This window comes from Gordonia sp. BP-119 (assembly GCF_016924115.1).
Classification (GTDB): Bacteria; Actinomycetota; Actinomycetes; order Mycobacteriales; family Mycobacteriaceae; genus Gordonia; species Gordonia hongkongensis.
Map to the genome: position 1 here is coordinate 1 of NZ_JAFFZF010000045.1, position 21,200 is coordinate 21,200.

A 21,200-nucleotide genomic window follows, 5' to 3' on the forward strand; every position below is an offset into this window, starting at 1 on the left:
GGCTCGGTCGGGGGCTCGGTCGGGGGCTCGGGCCGGATCGCCGGGCCGATGAGCGTTGCGCGGGAATCGAAGACGTCGGCGAGCGCGGCGGCGAACTCCCCCGCCGTCGGGTGACGACGACCCGGCTCCTTGGCGATCGCCCGCGCGAGCACGGCGTCGACCCCGGCGGGCAGCGCCCGGTTGCGGGCGCTCGCCGACGGGGGTTCGTGATGCATGTGCGCGGTCATCAGTCCGTGCAGCGACGGCGAATCGAACGGCGGTGCACCGGTGAGGAGTTCGTACGCAGTGGCAGCGAGCGAATAGATGTCGCTCCGGCCGTCGACGCGCAACCCCTCGATCTGCTCCGGCGAGGCGTAGCGCATGGTCCCGATGGTGATCCCGGTACCGGTCAGGTGGGTCACCTCGTCGAGGACCTGGGCGATGCCGAAGTCGGTGAGCTTGACGGCCTCCGGGGCGCTGTCGGTGTCGCCGTCCGCGCCCGGCGTGATGAGGATGTTGGCCGGTTTGATGTCCCGGTGCATGACGCCGCGCCGGTGCGCCGCGTCCAGACCCGCCGCCGCCCCGGCGATGATCGTGCACGCGAGACCGGGGTCGAGGGGCGACTCCCGGGCGAGCATCCGGGCCGCGTCGGTACCCGGCACGTACTCCATCGCGATCCACAGCAACTCGTCGAAGACGCCACGGTCGTAGACGGCCACGATGTTGGGATGGTGCAGCGGAGCGACGATGTCGGCTTCGCGTTCGAACCGCGCGCGGAAGACCGGGTCCGTGGCGTGGACCGAGCGGAGCACCTTCAGGGCGTCGGCGCGCGGCAGCCGGGGATGCGCGGCCTGATAGACCTCGCCCATGCCGCCGCGTCCGAGCACGTCGAGGACGCGGTAACCCGCGATCAGGTCCCCTACCTGGTACATGACGTCCTCACCGATCCGTGTGCGGTGGCTGTGCTGGGGACGAATGGTACCGATTGTCGCGAAACGCGGTGGACCACACCGGTGCGGACTCTACGATCGGCGGCGATGGAAACCACCGAGAACCCGACCCCGACGACCGCCGAATTCACCCCGGCAGAGCTCGACGAGGCCTTCGCACAGTTCCAGCGCACGGTCGCCGAGATCGCTGTGAGCCGGGACTGGGATCGCTATGCCGAACTGTTCACCGAAGACGCCGACTACATCGAGCACGCCCTGGGCACCATGCGCGGCCGCGAGGAGATCCGGACCTGGATCTGGCGGACGATGACGTCGTTCCCCGGCAGTCACATGACCGGGTTCCCTTCGCTGTGGCATGTGGTCGACGCGCCGACCGGCCGGGTCATCTGCGAAGTCGACAACCCGATGCGCGATCCGGGCGACTCGACGCACATCACCGCCACCAACATCACCATCCTCACCTACGCCGGCGACGGCCGGTGGAGTCGTGAAGAGGACGTCTACAACCCGATGGAGTTCGGGCGCGCGGCGATGCGCTGGTGTGAGAAGGCACGCGAACTGGGCAACATCGACGAACCGGCCACGGCGTGGATGGAGACGACGGGCGCGATGTTCGCCTCGCGTCCACGTTCCGGTTGAGGGCCCGCCGACCTGCGCGAACATCGGTTCCGGCGTCGCCCGTACCGACGTGACCGACACCACCGGCCGATTGCGTAACGCGGCGCGCGGGGGCGAACGACACCCAGGCGACGGACTTGGGACACCGGTGTGCGTGCCGTACGCTAGAACTTTGACCAGTGGCGACGGTGCGGCGCGGGGGACCCGGCCCGACACACCACGGTTCGGTGGGCGGGGTGCGCACCTCCCCACGACGACGTCGCGAACCACGGTCGTGGCCGCCGGCCACGCACGCGGATCGATCGACACGACGCACGACGACGACACGCAATGACGACACACGCGGACACCGTTCGGAGGACATCTATATGGCACGCGACCTGACGCAACTCGAGCTACTCAAGGAGCTGGCCCCGGTTGCCGAGGACAACGTCAACCGCCACCTCAAGATCGCCAAGGACTGGAACCCGCACGACTACGTGCCGTGGGACGAGGGCCGTAACTTCGCCGCCCTGGGTGGCGTCGACTACGACCCCGAGCAGTCGCAGCTCGACGAGGTCGCCAAGGCCGCGATGATCACGAACCTCCTCACCGAGGACAACCTGCCGTCGTACCACCGTGTCATCGCCGACAACTTCTCGATGGACTCCGCCTGGGGCCACTGGGTCGGTCGCTGGACCGCCGAGGAGAACCGCCACGGCATCGTCATGCGCGACTACCTCGTGGTCACCCGCGGCGTCGATCCCGTCGCCCTCGAAGAGGCGCGGATGATCCACATGACCAATGGTTACGACCCGATGCTGGCCGCCGCCGGACGCGTGGACGAGCTCGAGGAGCACGCCGACGAGCTCGGTCTGCTGCATTCCGTGGCGTACGTGACCTTCCAGGAACTCGCGACCCGCGTCAGCCACCGCAACACCGGCAAGGCGTGCAACGACCCGATCGCCGACAAGATGCTGCAGCGCATCGCGGCCGATGAGAACCTGCACATGATCTTCTACCGCAACATCTGCGGTGCGGGCTTCGACATCTCCCCCGACCAGACGCTGCGCGCCGTCACCGACATCGTGACCAACTTCCAGATGCCCGGCGCCGGTATGCCCAACTTCCGTCGCCACGGCGTGCTCATGGCCAAGCACGGCATCTACGACCTGCGTCAGCACCTCGAAGAGGTCGTCATGCCGGTCCTGCGTAAGTGGAACGTCTTCGAACGCGACGACTTCAGCAGCGAGGGCGAGAAGACCCGCGAGGAGCTCGCCGCCTTCCTCGAGCAGCTCGAGAAAGACACCATCCGCTTCGAGGAGATGCGCGACCGTTCGCTCGCCCGCGAGGCCAAGAAGCGGGAGCAGCAGGCATCCTGAGCACCCTCGTCGACAGCCACCCGGCGCCCTCGACCACCGAGGGCTCGCTTCCCAGCTCCCTGAGGAGCGAGCTTGCGAGCGTCTCGAAGGGACTGCGTATCGGGTCCATCGAACTGGCCAGCCCGGTCGTACTGGCCCCGATGGCGGGTGTCACCAACGTCGCGTTCCGGACGCTGTGCCGCGAACTCGAGCTCGCCCGTACCGGAACCGTCTCCGGGTTGTACGTCTGTGAGATGGTCACGGCCCGCGCGCTCGTGGAGCGGCACCCGGTCACGATGCACATGACGACCTTCGGACCCGACGAGAACCCGCGGTCGATGCAGCTCTACACCGTCGACCCGGAGTACACGTACCAAGCCGCAAAGATGATCGTCGACGAGAATCTCGCCGACCACATCGACATGAACTTCGGCTGCCCGGTCCCCAAGGTGACCCGCAAGGGCGGGGGGTCGGCGATCCCCTACAAGCGCACGCTGTTCCGCAAGATCGTCGCGGCGGCCGTCCGGGCCACCGAGGGCACCGACATCCCGGTGACGGTCAAGTTCCGGATCGGCATCGACGACGATCACCGCACCCATCTCGACGCCGGCCGGATCGCCGCCGAAGAAGGTGCCGCGGCCGTCGCCCTCCACGCGCGCACCGCATCGCAGCGATACTCCGGTGAGGCCGACTGGGACGAGATCGCCCGCCTGAAGGAGCACGTCACCACCGTTCCGGTGCTCGGCAACGGCGACATCTTCGAACCCGCCGATGCGGTCGCGATGATGCGCCGGACCGGCTGCGACGGCGTCGTCGTCGGCCGCGGTTGCCTCGGCCGGCCCTGGCTGTTCGCCGAACTGGCCGCCGAACTCGGCGGTTTCGACGCGCCGGCGCCGCCGAACCTGGGCGAGGTCGCCGAGATCATGGTCCGGCACTGCCAGCTCCTCGTCGATCACCACGGCGAGATGAAGGGTTGCCGCGAGATCCGCAAGCACGTCGCCTGGTACCTCCGCGGTTTCCCGGCCGGCTCGGAGATCCGGCGGCGGATGGCGCTCGTCGGCAGCGTCGACGAACTACGTGAACTGCTCGCCGAGCTGCCGGCCGACGCGCCGTTCCCCTCCGACGGTCACGGCCCGCGCGGCCGGCAGGGTTCGCCGGCGAAGGTCGCGCTGCCGGACGGCTGGCTCGACGACCCCGACGAGGACGTGATCCCCGCAGGCGCCGAGATCATGCACTCCGGCGGTTGAACCGGATTGCGAAAACCGTCACAACCGGTGCCCGGCTGAGACGCTTTCTCAGGTGGGATCAGTACTATTGCGCGGAGGTCCCGGCCGCCGGGACCTCCATTCTGTGCGCACCGCGCTGGTCGAGCCCCGATCCGCGGTGACTCCGCGACACGACCACGGGGCATGAGGAACGTGCATTGAGTCGTAGGACACCGGGCCCGGACGACCCCGAGGTGGGCGACGCCGATCGCTCTCGTCGTGGTCGACGCGCCGGACGCTCCCGCGACGACTTCGAGCCCGTCCCCGGTCCGGATGCGCCCGGTTCCACCGACCAGGGCTCCCCTCCCCCGGCGCACCCCAGCCTCCGCGAGCCACGCTCGGCAGATCGCTTCGTCCGGGGACGCACTCGCCTGACGGTTCGCCAGCTCATGGAGCAGATGAACGCGGAGGAGTCGTCACCGTCGGAGCCCCCCGCCGGCGCCGGCCGGTCCGGGACCCGCCGCGCGACTCCGCCGCGCCCGGAGTCGCGGACATCCGAGCCCACGTCGTCGACCCGCGGGCGGTCTCGCCGCACCGGACCGCCGTTCGGCGGAAATGCCACGCCACCGGCGGCCCCGGGCGGGCGGGTCCCCGCAGCTCTGCAGCCGGCGCCCGACGACCGCCCGACGACCGTCCATCGTTTCGACAACGAGGTCACCCAGAAGATCCCCACCGTCGGCGACGCCGCGCCCGACCTGTCCGATCGCGCCACCGAGCAGCGGGTGATCGAGGAATCCCGCGCCCAGGAGCCGGTCGCCGGCGGCCCGGCCGGACCGCCGGCCCCGCAACCCCCGCTGGAACGCACACCCGACCTCACCGAACCCCTCGCCCTGCGCTCGGCGCCTCGGCGCCATCCCGGACGCGACGAGGACCGGCAGGGCGCGATGCTGCGCAAGACCGCCGCGACCGGACGCATCCTGGTAGCCATCGCGTGCGTGCTCGCACTGGTGGGCACCGGCTTCGTCTGGGGTTATCTGCAGTCGTGGAACGGCAACTGGCGGAACGTCACCGCCGTCGACCCCGACGACCGGAACATCCGGAACAAGGACGCCCAGTACGGCGACGAGACCTACCTCATCGTCGGTACCGACACCCGCGGCGGCCAGAACTCCAGGGTCGGCGCCGGCACCACCGCCGACGCCGAGGGCGCCCGTTCGGACACCGTCATCCTGGTGAACATCCCGGCCAACCGCAGTCGCGTCGTCGCGGTGTCGTTCCCGCGCGACCTGCAGGTCGACCAGCCGGCCTGCCGCGCCTGGGACAACACGACCGGCGCCTACGGCGCCGAGATGCAACCCGCTTACGACGTGAAACTCAATGGCGTCTACGCCGCGGGCGGCCCGCAGTGTCTCGTGCGCGTGATCACCGCGATGAGCGGTTTGAACATCAACCACTTCATCGGGATGGACTTCGTCGGCTTCGAGAAGGTGGTCCGCGCGATCGGCGGCGTCGAGGTCTGCTCGACGGTGCCGCTCTACGACTACGAGATCGGCCAGATCCTGCGCAAGCCGGGCAAGCAGAAGCTGACCGGCCGGCGCGCGCTGAACTACGTGCGCGCCCGCAACATCAGCACGGAGGGCAACGGCGACTACGGCCGGATCAAACGCCAGCAGCTCTTCATGTCGTCGCTGTTGCGGTCGAGCCTGTCGGGCAATGTGCTGTCGAACCCCAATAAACTCAACGGGATCGTCAACACGTTCATCGAATACAGCTACGTCGACGGCGTCGACACCCAGTCGCTCATCAACCTGGCCGAGTCGATGCAGGGCATCGAGGCCGGCCGCGTCTCGTTCCTGACGATCCCGACGTCGGGTACCTCCACCGACGGCGCCAACAACGAGATCCCGCGCACCAGCGACATCGACGCGATCTTCGACGCCATCATCGACGACCTGCCACTCCCCGGCGAGCAGGCGCGTAAGAAGCCGCCGTCGTCGTCGAAGGCGCCGACGACTCCCGGCGCACCGAGTACCGACTCGAACGCCAGTGCTCCCGGACCCGTGACCGCGACCGCCCAGAACCCCGGCAATGTCGGCGTCCGGGTTCTCAACGGCACGGGCCAGACGGGCCTCGCCACCGAGGTGTCCGAGCAGCTCACGCCGTACGGTTTCGACGTTCGGGGTGTCGCCGATGCCTCGGAGAACCGCGACGACACCGTCGTGCGCTACGGGCCGGGACAGCGCGACGCCGCCGCGACGCTGGCCGAGATGTTCCCGAACGCGAGCATCCAGCTCGACCGCACGGTCAAGTCGGGTGTCGAGCTCATCGTCGGTGCGGATTTCACCGGCTCCCTGGAGTCGGTACCGGCCTCCGGGGCGACCCTGACGGCGAACCAGCTCGCACCTGCGGAGAACACCGGCAATCTGCCCAACGACCTGGCCATCACGAACGCGGGCGACACCACCTGTACGTGATCTCAGGTGTCGGTGCACTCGCAGGTGGACGGATCTGCACCCGACGTTCACTGGACGTTCATCGATCGGAGTCGGCCTGGAGTGATCACGCACGTATCCTTGAACCATGCGTACCGCCTATCAAGAGCAACTCGAGGCGCTTACCTCGGTATTGGGTGAGATGTGCGAGCTCGCCGGCACCGCGATGGCGCGCGCCACGCAGGCACTGCTGCAGGCCGATCTCGCCATCGCCGAAGAGGTCATCGGGGACACCGACCGGATGAGCCGGCTGACGGCTCGCGCGGAGGAACAGTCCTTCGCGCTCCTCGCCCTGCAGGCCCCGGTCGCCGGTGACCTGCGTGGAGTCGTGAGTGGATTCCAGATCGTCGCCGACGCCGATCGGATGGGTGCACTGGCGCTGCACGTCGCCAAGGTCGCCCGGCGCCGGCATCCCGCCAAGGCACTGCCGGAGGAGGTCAACGGCTACTTCGCCGAGATGGGCCGCCTGGCCGTCACCCTGGCCAAGAACGCACATGAGGTCCTCGTGACCAGCGACCCGCAGGCCGCCCTTCGTCTCCAGGAAGACGACGACGCCATGGACGACCTCCACCGCCACCTGTTCACCGTCCTGATGGACCGCGAATGGAAGCACGGCGTCGCCGCCGCGGTGGACGTGACCCTGCTCGGCCGCTACTACGAACGGTTCGCCGACCACGCCGTACTCATCGGGCGCCGCGTGGTGTTCACCGCGACGGGCAAGACCCCGGAGCAGTTCCAGAGCGTGGGGTGATTTCTCTCGCTCGGTGCTGAACATCGAGCGAGGGCCACACCGAAAGAGGCCGAGAATTCAGTTTCCGACACTGAATCTCGGCCTTTTTTCATGTCCGTGAATATCTGAGCCCCAACGAGGTCGGGAAGATTTCACACGCGCCGAGGTCGTCGTTAGGGTGGCGACATGGCCCAGCACTATCCGACCGAGCCCGATTTCAATGCGGTGACCGACGAGGACGCAGAGGCTGCCGCCCACCGCCGCAAGATCCTGGCGTACCTGGGTGTGACCGCGTCGCTGGTCGCCCTGCTGGTGATCCTGCTGCTCAACATGTGACACCCCGACACGACGACCCAGGAACGACGAGGCCCGCTCCCCGGACGGGTGAGCGGGCCTGTTCGCGCGCGGAGGCTCAGCCGAAGCGGCCCGAGATGTAGTCCTCGGTCTCCTTCTTCGTCGGGTTCGAGAACATCGTCTCGGTGTCGTTGATCTCGACGAGCTGTCCCGGCTGGCCGACCGCCTCGAGGTTGAAGAACGCGGTCTGGTCGCTGACGCGAGCGGCCTGCTGCATGTTGTGGGTCACGATGACGATGGTGTACTCCTTCTTGAGTTCACCCATCAGGTCCTCGATGGCCAGCGTCGAGATCGGGTCGAGCGCCGAACACGGCTCGTCCATGAGCAGGACGTCGGGAGAGACCGCGATGGCGCGGGCGATGCACAGACGCTGCTGCTGACCACCCGACAGTCCGCCGCCCGGCTTGTCGAGGCGATCCTTGACCTCTTCCCAGAGGTTGGCGCCGCGCAGGCTCTTCTCGGCGACGTCGTCGAGCTGTGATCGGTTCCGCACACCCTGCAGACGCAGGCCGGCGACGACGTTGTCGCGGATCGACATCGTCGGGAACGGGTTCGGCCGCTGGAACACCATGCCGATGGTCGCGCGCACGCTCACCGGGTCCACGGTCTTGCCGTAGATGTCCTCGCCGTCGAGCAGCACGCTGCCCTTGGCGTAGGCACCCGGGGTGACCTCGTGCATGCGGTTGAGGGTTCGGAGCACGGTCGACTTACCGCAGCCCGACGGGCCGATGAACGCGGTGATGCAGCGCGGCGGCACCTCGAGGGTGACGTCCTTGACCGCGTGGAAGTCGCCGTAATAGATGTTCAGGTCTTTGATGTCGAGGCGCTTTGCCATGTCATTGGTCCGTTCTGGAAAAGATGACCCGAGAAGGGTGGGAGGTCAGGAAGTCTTGGGGGCGAAGATCTTCGACACCGCCTTGGCGCCGAAGTAGACGATGGCAACGAGGATCACCAATGTCAGCGCCGCGCCCCATACCTGATCGAAGGCGCCCGGTCCGTTGTTGTACTGCTGCACCATCATCAGCGGCAGCGACTGCTGGTTGCCGTCGAAGGGATTCCAGTTCATCGCGCGGGTGGCACCGACGAGGATGAGGACCGGCGCCGATTCGCCCATGACCCGGGCGATGGCCAGCATCACGCCGGTGACGATGCCCGACAGGGCCGTCGGCAGGACGATCTTCACGATCGTCTTCCACTTCGGGATACCCAGGGCGTACGACGCCTCGCGAAGGTCCTGCGGGACGATCTTCAACATCTCTTCGGTGGCGCGCACCACGAGCGGGACCATCAGCAAGACCAGCGCGATCGCGACCACGAATCCCGAGCGGGGCAATCCGAGGGTGGTGCGCCACACCGCGTAGACGAACAGCGCGGCGACGATCGAGGGCACACCCGAGAGGATGTCGACCATGAACGTGGTGACACGCGCGAGGAGCGATTTCTTCGTCGCGTACTCCACCAGATAGATGGCGACGAAGATGCCGAGCGGGATGGAGATGACCGCCGCGAGGGCGGTCTGCATCAGCGTGCCGACGATCGCATTGGCGGCGCCGCCGCGTCGCTCGGCCTGGGTCCACCAGTCGATGTCGATGATCGTCTCGATACCCCGCGACACCAGCGTGAAGACCAACCAGAGCAGGGGAACCAGCGCCAGCAGCAGGGCGGCCATGACGGCGACACGGACGGTCCCGTCGGTGAAACGCCGACGCCCGGACATCGGGGTGAAGCCGGAGGGCTTCTTGACCGGATCGGCCGCGGAAGTAGTCGTGGTCACAGACATGGTCACTTCTTTCCGGCGACGACCGCGCGGGCGGCGGCGTTGACGATGAAGGTCAGGACGAACAGGGTCAGGCCGGCCGAGATGTAGGCGCCGGTCTTGGCGGGCGAGTCGAATTCGGCCGCGTTGTTGGCGATCTTCGTCGCGAAGGTCTCGCCGCTCTCCATGAGGTTGAAGTTCATGGGACCGGCGGTCGAGATGATGAGCAGCAGCGCCATCGTCTCGCCGAGCGCGCGACCCAGGCCGAGCATCGAACCGGAGATGTAGCCGGAGAACCCGAAGGGCAGCACGGCGACCTTCACGACCTCGAACTTGGTGGCGCCCAGGGCGAGCGCGGCCTCACGATGACCCTTGGGGGTCTGCATGAAGACCTCGCGCGTGACCGCGGTGATGATCGGCAGGATCATGACCGCAAGAACGATGCCTGCGGTCAGCAGCGTGCCGCCGGTGCTCATGTTCGCGATCTGCGTGGGCTCCTGGAAGAACGGCAGGAAGCCGAGATTGCCGACCAGCCACTCGTTCACCGGCACCAGCGCCGGGCCGAGCACGAGGATGCCCCAGAGGCCGTAGACGATGGACGGCACCGCGGCGAGGAGGTCGACGGTGTAGGTGATCGGGCCGACGAACCGCTTCGGCGCGTACTCGGTGAGGAAGATCGAGATACCCAGCGCCACCGGCATGGCGATCAGCAACGCGATGACCGACACCACGACCGTTGCGTAGAACAGCTGGGGGATACCGAAGGCGAGCTGATCTCCGCTGGTGATCCACTGCCCGGTGTAGGTGAAGAAGTTCTCCTCGTTCTGCGCCAGCGACGGAATCGCCTGTGCGAGAAGAAAGAGTGCGATCAGCGCGATGACGATCGAGACCACGAACCCCGAGCCGACGGCCAGGGTGCGGAACACCCGATCGGCGACGCGGTGATGCGCGGCCGCGTGGAGCGAGGATCCGGGTTGGTCGGGCGATGACCCGGGGGCCTGGAATTCGCCGGTGTCCGGCGGGATCGCGCCACCCTCTTTGCTCAGCGAGGTCATGCGTCCTTCTTGTGATTCGGCTCTGGTCATTGGGGCCACTTCCCGCCGTCTCGTGGACACGCGAAATGTCGTGTCAGTGTGTCAACCACACGCGCGGGGCCGCAACCGAGGCGGCCCCGCGCACGTGATCAGAGGGGATTGATCAGGCGTTTCCGGACCCACCGGACAGCGAGTCGATGGTCCCCTGCAGCTTGGTCTTGAAGGCGTCGGGTACCGGCACGTAGCCGATCTCCTCGAGGCCGGCCTGGCCGTCGTTCAGGACCGCGGTGAACGCGTCCTTCAGCGTCTGGCTGGTGGCCTCGTCCTCGTAGCCCGCCGAGCAGACGATCGAGTACGGGGTGAGCAGCAGCGGGTAGGCGCCCGGAGCCTTCGAAGCGAACAGGGCGTCGGTGTCGACGACGAGGTCCTTGCTGGCCGGATCGGCGAAGGCCAGCGACTCGAGGGCGTTGCCCGCGCTCTCCGCGTTCAGCGTGACCGGGCCGGCGCCGAAGTCGATCTGAGCGACACCGAGGTCGTTCTCGGTGGCGAAGCCCCACTCGACGTAGGTGATCGAACCCGGGGTCTTCTTGACGGTGTCGCCGACGCCGGTCGACTTCGAGGCACCGGAACCGACACCCTTGGGTGCGAATTCCTTGCTGTGCTCGTACGGCCAGTCAGCGGGGGCCGAGTTCTCCAGGAAGCGCTGGAAGTTGTCGGTGGTGCCCGAGCTGTCCGAGCGGTACACCGGCACGATGTCGGTGGTGGGCAGCGTCACGCCGGGGTTCAGCGCGGCGATCTTGGGATCGTTCCAGGTGGTGATCTTGCCGTTGAAGATCTGCGCGATGACGCTGGGGTTGAGCTTGAGGTCCTCGACACCGTCGAGGTTGTAGGCGACCGCGACGGGGCCGACGACCAGCGGGAGGTGCCAGGGGGCGTTGCCGTTGCAACGTGCGGTGGCGTCGGTGACCTCGTCGTCCTTGAGGGCCGAGTCCGAGCCGGCGAAGTCGACGTCGCCCGCGATGAACTTCTTGATGCCGTCGCCCGAGCCGCTGCCGGTGTAGTCGAGCACGATGTCGCTGTTGTCGGTCAGGACCTGGCTGAAGTGCTCCATGGCCTTCTGCTGCGCGGTCGAGCCCTCGCCGCTGACAGTCTGTTCGCTTCCCCCACCGCCGCACGCCGTGACGAGTGTCAGTGCCGCGATCGCCGACACCGACGCCAGGGCGCCGTTCCGATTGATTTTCACCGCTGGTGTTGCCTTTCCGTTCGCGTTCCCCGCACCGACTGGCGTCGGCTCCGGAGTGTCCGAGTGGAAAGCTATGGGGGCGTGGTGGACTGATCCCCTCCAAAAGATGAACGACAGGTGAACTGGCCAAGGCAGACGGGGTGCGACCTGCCCAGGCGTGATCGTACGTGATCTGCGTAACCCGACATTCGAGACTTGGGCACCTGGCTACAGGACGGATCGTCGGGCTCGCGCGGATCGGCCCGCACACCCGGGGCGGGCTCCTGCCCTCGCCCCACCGGCGAGACCGCCCGGTGGCCTGCCCGACGACCGGCGGCCGCGCGACGCCTCGAGGCCGACGGGCACCATGTCGATCTGGTCGTCGTGGTGGACACGTTCGTCCCACCGCGGGTGCTGCATCGCGCCAAGCGCGCCGACCCGTCTCTCACGACGACCACCACATATGAACCGCTACCCCGAAAAGAACTGTGGCGCCGACGAATTCGTGTTCCACTCGCAGGCGTGGTGAGAACCTCGCCGACCGCCGACGCGCAGGCACTCGAGGAACTCGGTGTCCGGGTGGCGCGGCTGCACCGCCCCCCGCCCGTACACCGGTCGCGCGCTCGTGGTGCAGGGCAGCGAGAATCGTGACGACCCGTCGGTGTGGCGGCGGCACATCGTGACCGGGGACGTCGACGTCCTCCGTCTCGAGTGCAATCACCTGTCCGTGGTTCGCGAGCCCCACATCGGCGACGTCGTCGACGCCATCGGCGCCGCACTCGGGCAGCCTCAGCCGTAGGCGACGTCGACGGCGTATCGGGTGAACCCGAGGCGCTCGTAGGTGTGCAGCGCGGCGACGTTGTCACCCTCCACGTAGAGGTTGATCTCCGAGACGCCCTCGCGCGCAAGGTGATGCAGGCCGGCGAGCGTCAACAACCGACCCAGTCCGCGACCCTGCGCCGCAGGATCGACGCCGACGATGTACACCTCGCCGAGGTCCGCGTCGTGCCGCTTCGTCCAGTGGAACCCGAGGAGCTTGCCATCTCCCCCGCCCGATCCGTCGCCGGCACGGTCGAAGGCGAGGAACAAACCCGCCGGATCGAACCAGTCGGCGGCAACCCGTTCACGGATCTGCTCCGGCGACCAGCCACCCTGCTCGGGATGCCAGTCGAAGGCCGCGTTGTTCACCCGCAGGATCTCGGCGTCATCGGCCGGTCCGGCATAGGTCCGCAGGTCGACCGTCGGGTCGACGACGAGTTCGGGGAGTTCGTGGCCGGGTCCGACCGGGCGGCGCAGCTGCAGCAGTTCGCGACGTTTCGTCAGCCCCATCGCCGCGGCGAGCGCCACCGCACCAGGCAGATCCCCATGAGCCCACACCCGGACCCCCGACCCCGATTCGGGCGCGGCCCCGAACGCCGCGTCGAGCAGCGCCCGGCCATGTCCCTCCCGTCGGTGCGCCGGGTCGACAACCGCCTCGATCATCGCCGGCTCGCCGTCGCGACCGGGGACGATGACGGCGTACCCCGCCTTCGACCTGACGTGCACGATCGGCGAGCCCTCGGGGGCGTTGATCGCGGCGACCGCCCCCTCCGAGAGCGGGGCGACACCATCGGCGTCGTTCGCCTCGCGCACCAAACGGTGAGCGAATTCAGAGACGTCGTCGGGCAGTGCGCCTCGACGCACCTGCGGGTCCTCAGTTCCCGGCACTGGCACTGAACTCCTCGTCGAACGGATCGGGACCGTCGAGCGCGTCGTCGAAGTCATCGGTGCCGACCGCATCGGGACCAGAGGCGTCCTCGGACAGGTCGGCGTCGGCCGCGGGCGCTCGGCCACGCGTCGGACGGACTGCCTTGTATCCGACGTTGCGGACAGTCCCGATCAGCGACTCGTGCTCGCTGCCGAGTTTGGCGCGGAGTCGACGGACATGGACGTCGACGGTGCGGGTGCCGCCGAAGAAGTCGTACCCCCACACCTCCTGGAGCAGCTGGGCGCGCGTGAACACGCGACCCGCATTCTGCGCCAAGTACTTCAGGAGCTCGAACTCCTTGTAGGTCAGGTCGAGCGGACGTCCGCGCAGGCGTGCGGTGTAGGTCCCCTCGTCGATGACGAGTTCCCCCAACGTGACCTTGCCCGAGGACTCCTCTGCAGCAACCCCGCGGGTACGGACCACGAGCAGGCGCAACCGGGCATCGAGCTCGGCCGGACCGGTACCCGGCAGCAGGAATTCGTCGATGCCCCAGTCCGCGTTGACCGCGACCAGCCCGCCCTCGGTCAGCACCGCCGCGACCGGCACCGAGGAGCCGGTGCTGCCCAGCAGGCGGCACAGCCCGCGGGCCGCCGCCAGGTCGGCGCGGGCATCGACCAGCGCCACATCGGCGTTCCCCGCCTCCATGAGTGACGACACCTCGGTCGGAGCGGTCCGCACCGTGTGCGCGAGCAGCGACAACGACGGCAAGACCGACTCCGGATTCGGGTCGGCCGTCAACAACAAGAGATCCACCCAGCACTCCGATCTCGTTCGTCCCCGTCCCGGACCATCCAGATCGCTCACCACGACGTGAACGCCACCCGCGCGTGGCTCGGCGATTGTTTACGCCGCCTTACCAACGTGTGCGAGATAGGTGACAGAATAGCGCCACCGGCGCGCTCACCTGTTAACAAGGCGACCACGACCGCCGGATGACCACGACGGGGAGGGTGATCGGCCGAGCATGCCGCGCATCCGGAAAGTGCTTGTCATCGGTGTGGTCGCCGCCCTGGCCGCCGCGGGGGTCGCGCTCGGCGTCGACGTCGGGGCCGCCGTTCGCGGGGAGCATCAGTTCTCCCGCGCCCTCGCCCAATCCCCCCGCGTGACATTCGATCCCGAGGTCACCATCGCGGGTTTCCCGTTCACCTCGCAGTCGTCCGCCGGCCACTTCGACGGGGCCACGATCGCCGCCCGCGGCGTCGAACTACCCGGATGTCCGCCCGCCCGCGGCGTCTGCCGCGGTGAGCTGGGTGCCTCTCTCGGCCCGTTCGACGTGGCCGACGGCAGCGGATTCTCGGCGAGTGATGTTCTCCACACCGGCTCGATCTCGGCGTACACCCGCCTCGATGCCGTCACCCTGGCCCGATATCTGCGCATCGTCGACCTGACCGTCAGCACCCCGGGACCGGACGACACGGCCGGCGCAGGCGGGCCCCAGGACGGCATCGTCAGTCGCGAGAGCGGCGTCGTGCTCACCGGCACGGTCGCACTGCCGCCGGGCGACGGGCTCGATCCCGCCGACCCGCCGTCGGCGTCGTCCTACGACGGCCCCAAGGTGCGCGTGAGTGTCTCCGTCGACCTCTCCGTCGTCGACGGCGCACTGGACATCCGGGCCACCGGCTTCTACACCGGCCCCGAACGCCACGTCGACGCCGAGGTCCCGGCGGAAGTCCGCGCCGCCGTGCTCGATCGGTTCAGCCTGACGCTCCCGCGCCTGCCGATGGCCTGGGATGTCGAACCCGATCGCGCGGAGAGTTTCGGCGGGGACGTCCAACTGGTCGGCGACTCCGGTCCGGCGTCGGTGCGTCTCGACCGCTTCTGAGCAGTTCAGACCGTGTTCTCCCGACCTCGGCGGTAAAGCACCCCGGCCGTTGGGGGCTCGATCGGCTCTGTTGTACCCTCGTGGGCATGCAGCAGCGCCGTGAGTACTTGCTCACACGACGCCGGGCGATCGACTTCTGTCGTGTCGCCGACTGCTGTTGTCGCACTCGCCGTTGACGGTGTGACCAACCCGTGCTGCGTGAGCAGCCGGTCCGCCCACACCGTCGATGAGAACGGGGGCGTCTCCACCGAGGTCTGCGACCTCGTTCCCATGCGCCGTCACCCGTGCTCATCTCCCCGAAACGCGGGCATCCTTCTCGCGCCTCACCGTCTCCACCATCTCCATCTGTTCGACGACCATCACCGATCCACTCCGAAAGGACACCGCCATGGCACGTTCCGACGTCCTGGTCAGCACCGAATGGGCTGAGCAGAACCTCAATGCCGACAAGACCGTCTTCGTCGAGGTCGACGAGGACACCTCGGCCTACGACGGCGGGCACATCGCCGGCGCCGTCAAGCTCGACTGGAAGACCGACCTGCAGGATCCGGTCCGCCGCGACTTCGTCGATGCCGAACAGTTCGGCAAGCTGCTCTCCGAGCGCGGGATCGCGAACGACGACACCGTGATCCTCTACGGCGGCAACAACAACTGGTTCGCTGCGTACGCCTACTGGTACTTCAAGCTGTACGGCCACAACGACGTCAAGCTCCTCGACGGCGGCCGCAAGAAGTGGGAACTCGACGGGCGCCCGCTGTCCAGCGACGCCGTCAGCCGTCCCGCCACGACCTACAAGGCCGGCGAGCCGGATGTCAGCATCCGCGCGTTCCGCGATGAGGTCGTCGATGCCATCGGCACCAAGAACCTCGTCGACGTGCGTAGCCCGGACGAGTTCTCCGGCAAGATCCTCGCGCCGGCCCACCTCCCGCAGGAGCAGAGCCAGCGTCCCGGTCACATCCCGAGCGCGATCAACGTGCCGTGGAGCAAGGCCGCCAACGAGGACGGCACCTTCAAGTCCGACGAGGAGCTCAAGGAGCTCTACGGCGAGGCGGGACTCGATGGCTCGAAGGACACCATCGCGTACTGCCGCATCGGCGAGCGGTCGAGCCACACCTGGTTCGTGCTGAAGGAACTGCTCGGCCAGCAGAACGTCAAGAACTACGACGGCAGCTGGACCGAGTACGGCTCGCTGATCGGCGTCCCAATCGAACTCGGAGAAGGAAAGTAAGAAATATGTGTGCTGCACCCAAGCAGGGACAGAAGCTGCCCGCAGGCGTCGACGTGGAGAAGGAGACCGTCCTCACCGGACAGGTCACCGACGGCTCGGGTTCGCCCGTCGCCGGCGCCTTCGTGCGTCTGCTCGACTCGACCGGTGAGTTCACCGCCGAGGTCGTGGCATCGCCCACCGGCGACTTCCGTTTCTTCGCCGCCCCCGGCACCTGGACGCTGCGCGCCCTGTCCGCAGTGGGCAACGGCGACGTGACGATCAGCCCCGAGGGCCCCGGCATCCACGAGAAGGACATCACCGTCTCGAAGTGACGCCACGCTCGACCCGGCAGCCCGGTCACCGCACCCGCGGTGACCGGGCTGTCTCGTTCTCACCGCCCTCTGATCCCACTGGTCCCTGAGGTGAGAGGAGCGTAAGCGACGAGCCACGAAGGGCCCACCCCTCGACGGCGCCCTGACCACGCCGGGGTTAGAATTTCCCTCGTGGTCCTCTTCTTCGAAATCCTGCTGATCCTGGCCGCCGTGCTGATCACCTGGTTCGGTGTCTACACCCTGTACCGTCTGGTGACCGACGAGTCGTGACGTCCTCACCCGGAGATCCGGCCGCGGCCGGCCCCGCCGGCGCGGAGTCATCCGGTGACGGGTTCGCCGCCGACGCCCGCCGGTCGGGCGACGAGGCGATCAGTCAGGCCGAGGCCCGGGCGGTGGAGTCCGGCAGCCGTGAACGCAACGTCCCCACGTGGGATGATCTGCCGCTCCCGGCCGACACCGCGAACCTCCGCCTCGGCGCGGACCTGCATCCCGGCCTCCTCGCACTCCTGCCGCTCGTCGGCGTATGGCGTGGCGAGGGCGAAGGCCACGATCCCCAGTCGGACACCGACTATCACTTCGCTCAGCAGATCGTCGTGTCCCACGATGGCCAGAACTTCCTGACCTGGGAGTCCCGCTCGTGGGTGATCGACGACGACGCTGCCTACCAGCGGCCCGACCTCCGCGAGTCCGGGTTCTGGCGGATCGGTGAGGACGACACCATCGAATTGCTCCTCGCCCACGCCGAGGGCTCGATCGAACTCTTCTACGGCACTCCCCTGAACCAGACCACCTGGGAACTCGCCACCGACGTCGTCATCAAGGCCGAATCAGGTCAACGCACCGGTGGCGCCAAACGCCTGTACGGACTCGTCGCCGACGGCGACCTCGCCTACGTCGAGGAGCGCGTCGACGCCGACGGGGACCTCACCCCGCGGCTCTCCGCCAAGCTGCGCCGCCACGTCGGCTGATCCACCTCATCGACGGAGCCCGCGGCAGGGACGCGCGCCCTGCTCCCGGCGGCTCGCACATTCGCCCCGCTCGCTTCGCTCCCGGCGGCTCCCCCTGCTCCCTGAGGTGCGAGCGAAGCGAGCCTCGAAGGGCCGCCGATCCGAGAACGCAAGATACAGATTGCGTTTCGGCAGTGCGCTGTACACCGGCGCGCCGAGCATGACGACGACCGAACCGTAGGCGGTGACCTCCCCCGGCCGACCCGCCCAACCGGGATGCACGGTTCCCGACCTCGACATGTACGGTGCGTGCCCGGCCGTGCCGCCGCCCCGGCGACCGACGACCGAGAACACCTCGGCGCGGGCGGATTGCGGGGAGAGTTCGAAGACGGCACGCCCACCCGGTGGGCATTCGACGAAGGTGAACTCCGTGCCGGACCGGTGGACCACCCCGATCCAGTCGCTGCCCGAGTTGCGTACGACGAACGTCGAACCGCCCGTCCGGTACTGGTACGAGACACCGGCCGCCGCGGCATCGAGCATGTGCCGACCGGAGACACCACCGTTCCACTCCGCGCTCCACGGGGTGAGATATCGCTGGTCGAGGAACTCGCGGCGGGTGGGGATCGGAACCGTCACCGGCATCACCCGCCCGTCGCGCACCCACACCGCGCCGTACAGAACCGGCCGGCCGTCAGCGGTGCGGGGGGCCTGGAGGTAGGTGAGCGAATCCGCCTCCGGCAGAGCGATTTCCGAACCGGGAGTCAAGAGTTCGACATACGACCGGCCATCCGCGAGCAGGACCACGGCAGCCACGTCGTGCACACCGCGGTTGTGGACGGCGATGCGGTCACCGGGCTCCCGCGACAGGTCCTCGGCGTGGAACAAGCCGGCGGCGTGCGGGTCGGCGAACGCGAATCGGGGTGCCGACGCCGTCCCGAAGTCCGGGTCGCCCGGGGTCCAGTAGTTCTCGCCCACCACGGGTTCGATCCGATCGCGATCCTGCGTCCCGACCGCCGCGGCGACATGCATGGTCACCATGTCTTCTTCTCCCTCTCGACGCCCCGGCGGGCGCCGTGGACTGTGCTGTGCTCCCAGTCCAGCGGTTTCACGCCGCGGTTTCGCGAGTACTGCGCTACGCGAATCTCGTAGCGCTGCCCTACCTGCGCCCGGATCGGTTTCGGATGGAACCGGGACGCAGATCGAGTCGACGCAGCAGCTGTGCGTTCAACGCCACGACCACCGTCGAGGCGGACATCAGGATCGCGCCGACACTCATGGGCAGGACGAACCCGATCGGCGCCAGGATCCCGGCCGCCAACGGCACCGAGATGAGGTTGTAACCCGCTGCCCACCAGAGGTTCTGCGCCATCTTCCGATAGCCGGCACGCGACAGCTCGATGACCGACAGGACCGATCGCGGATCAGAGGAGGCGAGGATGACGCCGGCCGAGCCGATGGCCACGTCGGTGCCGGCACCGATCGCGATCCCGACGTCGGCCTGCGCGAGTGCGGGGGCGTCGTTGACGCCGTCGCCGACCATCGCGACACGACGACCTTCGTGCTGCAGGTCCGCGACGATGGCGGCCTTGTCCTCGGGTCGGACCCCGGCGTACACCCGGTCGATGCCCAACCGGCCGGCGACATCGTCGGCCACCGCCTGCGCGTCGCCGGTGATCATCACGACCTGTACGTCGAGAGCGTGGAGTTCGTCCACGGCCACACGCGACTCCGGACGCACCTCGTCGGCGAGCCGGAACGCCCCCAGGACACGATCGTCGACGAGCACGTGCAGGATGATCGCCCCCTGCTCCCGCCACGACGACGCGACGGGCAGTTCGTCGAGGCCGTGCTCGGCGAGCAGGTTGGGTCCACCCACCCGGACCCCGTGGCCGTCGACGGATGCAGACACCCCCACCGCAGGCGACGAGGAGAAGGCCTGTGCGACGGGCAGATCGATTCCCTCATCTCGAGCGGCCCGCACGATCGCCGAGGCAAGCGGATGCTCACTGCCCGTCTCCGCGGCGGCCGCGAGGGTCAGCACTCGACGCCGGTCCTGCCCGGGGGCCGGTTCGAGCTCGAGGACGGTCGGTTCTCCCTTCGTCAGGGTGCCGGTCTTGTCGAAGAGCACGGCGTCGACGTTGCGCATCGACTCGAGGGCGAGCCTGTCCTTGATCAGGACCCCGGCACGCGCGGCCCGTTCTGTCGCGATGGAGACGACGAGCGGGATCGCGAGCCCCAACGCGTGGGGGCATGCGATGACCAGCACCGTGATCACGCGAACGACGGCCTCGTCGGGCGATCCGACCGCGGTCCAGGCGATCGCGGTGAGCACCGCGGCGCCGAGTGCGAACCAGAACAGCCACCCGGCCGCGGTATCGGCGAGTCGCTGGGCCCGTGACGACGATGCCTGCGCATCGGCGACGAGGCGTCCGATCCCGGCCAGCGCGGTGTCGTCGCCGGTCGCGGTCACGCGGACCCGCAGTCCGGAATCAGTCGCGACGGTGCCGGCGACCACGACGTCACCGACCTCCCGCCGAACGGGTGCCGACTCCCCGGTGACCATCGACTCGTCCATGCTCGCCGAACCGTCGACGATGGCGCCGTCGGCGGGCACGGACCCGCCGGGCCGGACGACGACCACGTCGCCGACGACCAGTTCGTCGGGAGATACCGAGATGATGTCGCTGCCCACGACCTTCTCGGCCTCGTCCGGGAGGAGCGCGGCGAGTGAGTCGAGAGCCGATGTCGTCCGGGCCAGCGAGCGCATCTCGATCCAGTGGCCGAGCAGCATGATCACGACGAGCAGTGCCAGCTCCCACCAGAAGTTCAGGTGGTGGTCGAACAGGTGCAGCGTCGAACCCCAGGAGGCGACGAAGGCGACGGTGAGCGCGAGGGAGATCAGAAGCATCATCCCCGGGCGACGGGCTCGGAGCTCGGCGGCCGCGCCGACGAGGAACGGGCGCCCGCCCCACAGGTAGAGAACCGTGCCGAGCAGTGGCGACACCCACCGGACCCACTCCGCGTCGGGCAGACCGTAGCCGAGTATGTCGGCGAACATGTCGTTGAAGGCCACGGTCGGGACCGCCAACACGAGCATGATCCAGAACAGTCGCCGGAACTGCGCGACGTGGTCGCCGTGGCCCGCGTGGCTGTCATGTCCGCCGTGGCCGGTGTGATCGGCGTGCTTCTCGTGGCCGTCGTGCCCGGGATCGACCTGGGGGCGGTGCGCGTGGTCGGCCGGTGCCGGCGTTGTCGGCGGATGGTCGTGGTGCGTGTTCATGAGGTCGAGGATATACCCCCCTAGGGTATGAACGCCAGGGGTACGTCTACCCTGTAGGGGTATTCCCGGAATGAACCCGTCAGCAGACATGGAACGGCCCCCGCACCGCCCTCGAAGGGCCTGTGCCGACCGGACCGGGTCGGGATACGGGGGCCGGGTGACCACCTGGTATTCGCTTGCGC

The 21,200-nt window shown here is 68.2% G+C and carries 20 protein-coding genes; 11 read left to right on the top strand and 9 right to left on the bottom strand.

The features are described 5' to 3' along the window. Positions 1-911, bottom strand: a 911-nt coding sequence (locus JW364_RS20330; RefSeq protein WP_205334533.1) for a serine/threonine-protein kinase, incomplete at its 3' end; no start/stop codon positions are given. Positions 912-1,016: 105 nt separating this feature from the next. Here JW364_RS20330 and JW364_RS20335 point away from each other — a divergent pair. The 6 genes from JW364_RS20335 to JW364_RS20360 all read left to right on the top strand — a co-directional run bounded on the left by JW364_RS20335 (position 1,017) and on the right by JW364_RS20360 (position 7,650). Further along, complete coding sequence (locus tag JW364_RS20335; RefSeq protein WP_205334164.1) at positions 1,017-1,568, top strand: nuclear transport factor 2 family protein; 552 nt, start codon at positions 1,017-1,019, stop codon at positions 1,566-1,568. A 347-nt stretch (positions 1,569-1,915) separates the two neighbouring features. After that, on the top strand, positions 1,916-2,908 hold the full coding sequence (locus JW364_RS20340; RefSeq protein WP_058253529.1) for an acyl-ACP desaturase: 993 nt from the start codon (positions 1,916-1,918) through the stop codon (positions 2,906-2,908). Between the two features lie 59 nt (positions 2,909-2,967). Next, positions 2,968-4,134 carry a tRNA dihydrouridine synthase DusB gene (dusB, locus tag JW364_RS20345; protein ID WP_374100860.1) on the top strand — a complete coding sequence of 389 codons (1,167 nt, stop codon included), beginning with the start codon at positions 2,968-2,970 and terminating at the stop codon, positions 4,132-4,134. A gap of 176 nt (positions 4,135-4,310) precedes the next feature. Then, complete coding sequence (locus JW364_RS20350; protein ID WP_205334165.1) at positions 4,311-6,566, top strand: LCP family protein; 2,256 nt, start codon at positions 4,311-4,313, stop codon at positions 6,564-6,566. Positions 6,567-6,672: 106 nt separating this feature from the next. Next, positions 6,673-7,335 (top strand): phosphate signaling complex protein PhoU, encoded by a 663-nt coding sequence (gene phoU, locus JW364_RS20355; RefSeq protein ID WP_058253532.1) that lies wholly within the window; start codon positions 6,673-6,675, stop codon positions 7,333-7,335. Between the two features lie 165 nt (positions 7,336-7,500). Beyond that, complete coding sequence (locus tag JW364_RS20360) at positions 7,501-7,650, top strand: hypothetical protein (protein WP_165629676.1); 150 nt, start codon at positions 7,501-7,503, stop codon at positions 7,648-7,650. 76 nt (positions 7,651-7,726) lie between these two features. Here the strand turns inward: JW364_RS20360 and pstB are convergent, their stop codons facing one another. From pstB to pstS, 4 genes are all read right to left on the bottom strand, one after another. Continuing rightward, positions 7,727-8,503 (bottom strand): phosphate ABC transporter ATP-binding protein PstB, encoded by a 777-nt coding sequence (gene pstB / locus JW364_RS20365; RefSeq protein ID WP_004022008.1) that lies wholly within the window; start codon positions 8,501-8,503, stop codon positions 7,727-7,729. A 45-nt stretch (positions 8,504-8,548) separates the two neighbouring features. Next, positions 8,549-9,448 (bottom strand): phosphate ABC transporter permease PstA, encoded by a 900-nt coding sequence (gene pstA, locus JW364_RS20370; RefSeq protein ID WP_058253533.1) that lies wholly within the window; start codon positions 9,446-9,448, stop codon positions 8,549-8,551. Between the two features lie 2 nt (positions 9,449-9,450). Further along, positions 9,451-10,479, bottom strand: coding sequence for a phosphate ABC transporter permease subunit PstC (gene pstC, locus JW364_RS20375; RefSeq protein ID WP_137810317.1), 1,029 nt, complete (start codon positions 10,477-10,479; stop codon positions 9,451-9,453). 142 nt (positions 10,480-10,621) lie between these two features. Beyond that, positions 10,622-11,701: a phosphate ABC transporter substrate-binding protein PstS gene (gene pstS, locus JW364_RS20380; RefSeq protein ID WP_137810318.1), complete on the bottom strand. Its 1,080-nt coding sequence runs from the start codon at positions 11,699-11,701 to the stop codon at positions 10,622-10,624. Positions 11,702-12,251: 550 nt separating this feature from the next. Between pstS and JW364_RS24305 the strand changes: the two genes are divergently transcribed. Then, complete coding sequence (locus tag JW364_RS24305; RefSeq protein ID WP_240199385.1) at positions 12,252-12,479, top strand: hypothetical protein; 228 nt, start codon at positions 12,252-12,254, stop codon at positions 12,477-12,479. On the opposite strand, the gene mshD is transcribed toward JW364_RS24305, so the two are convergent. Next, the gene (gene mshD / locus JW364_RS20390; protein WP_307814815.1) at positions 12,470-13,393 is read right to left on the bottom strand and encodes a mycothiol synthase; all 924 of its coding nucleotides are present in this window, start codon (positions 13,391-13,393) and stop codon (positions 12,470-12,472) included. The genes JW364_RS24305 and mshD overlap by 10 nt on opposite strands. Continuing rightward, positions 13,374-14,180 (bottom strand): response regulator transcription factor, encoded by an 807-nt coding sequence (locus JW364_RS20395; protein ID WP_058253539.1) that lies wholly within the window; start codon positions 14,178-14,180, stop codon positions 13,374-13,376. Before JW364_RS20395 ends, mshD begins: the two co-directional genes overlap by 20 nt. Positions 14,181-14,391: 211 nt before the next feature. Between JW364_RS20395 and JW364_RS20400 the strand changes: the two genes are divergently transcribed. From JW364_RS20400 to JW364_RS20415, 4 genes are all read left to right on the top strand, one after another. Next, positions 14,392-15,249, top strand: coding sequence for a DUF2993 domain-containing protein (locus JW364_RS20400; RefSeq protein ID WP_205334167.1), 858 nt, complete (start codon positions 14,392-14,394; stop codon positions 15,247-15,249). Positions 15,250-15,637: 388 nt separating this feature from the next. Beyond that, positions 15,638-16,477: a sulfurtransferase gene (locus tag JW364_RS20405; RefSeq protein WP_058253541.1), complete on the top strand. Its 840-nt coding sequence runs from the start codon at positions 15,638-15,640 to the stop codon at positions 16,475-16,477. A gap of 5 nt (positions 16,478-16,482) precedes the next feature. Then, the gene (locus tag JW364_RS20410) at positions 16,483-16,788 is read left to right on the top strand and encodes a DUF1416 domain-containing protein (protein ID WP_010840619.1); all 306 of its coding nucleotides are present in this window, start codon (positions 16,483-16,485) and stop codon (positions 16,786-16,788) included. A 266-nt stretch (positions 16,789-17,054) separates the two neighbouring features. After that, a complete protein-coding gene (locus tag JW364_RS20415) occupies positions 17,055-17,756 on the top strand; it encodes an FABP family protein (protein WP_205334168.1) in 702 nt (233 codons plus the stop codon). 6 nt (positions 17,757-17,762) lie between these two features. Here JW364_RS20415 and JW364_RS20420 read toward each other — a convergent pair whose 3' ends face one another. Together JW364_RS20420 and JW364_RS20425 are read right to left on the bottom strand one after the other, a co-directional pair. Further along, positions 17,763-18,776 (bottom strand): hypothetical protein, encoded by a 1,014-nt coding sequence (locus JW364_RS20420; RefSeq protein ID WP_240199386.1) that lies wholly within the window; start codon positions 18,774-18,776, stop codon positions 17,763-17,765. A gap of 118 nt (positions 18,777-18,894) precedes the next feature. Continuing rightward, positions 18,895-21,018: a heavy metal translocating P-type ATPase gene (locus tag JW364_RS20425; RefSeq protein ID WP_205334169.1), complete on the bottom strand. Its 2,124-nt coding sequence runs from the start codon at positions 21,016-21,018 to the stop codon at positions 18,895-18,897. Positions 21,019-21,200 lie beyond the last annotated feature (182 nt).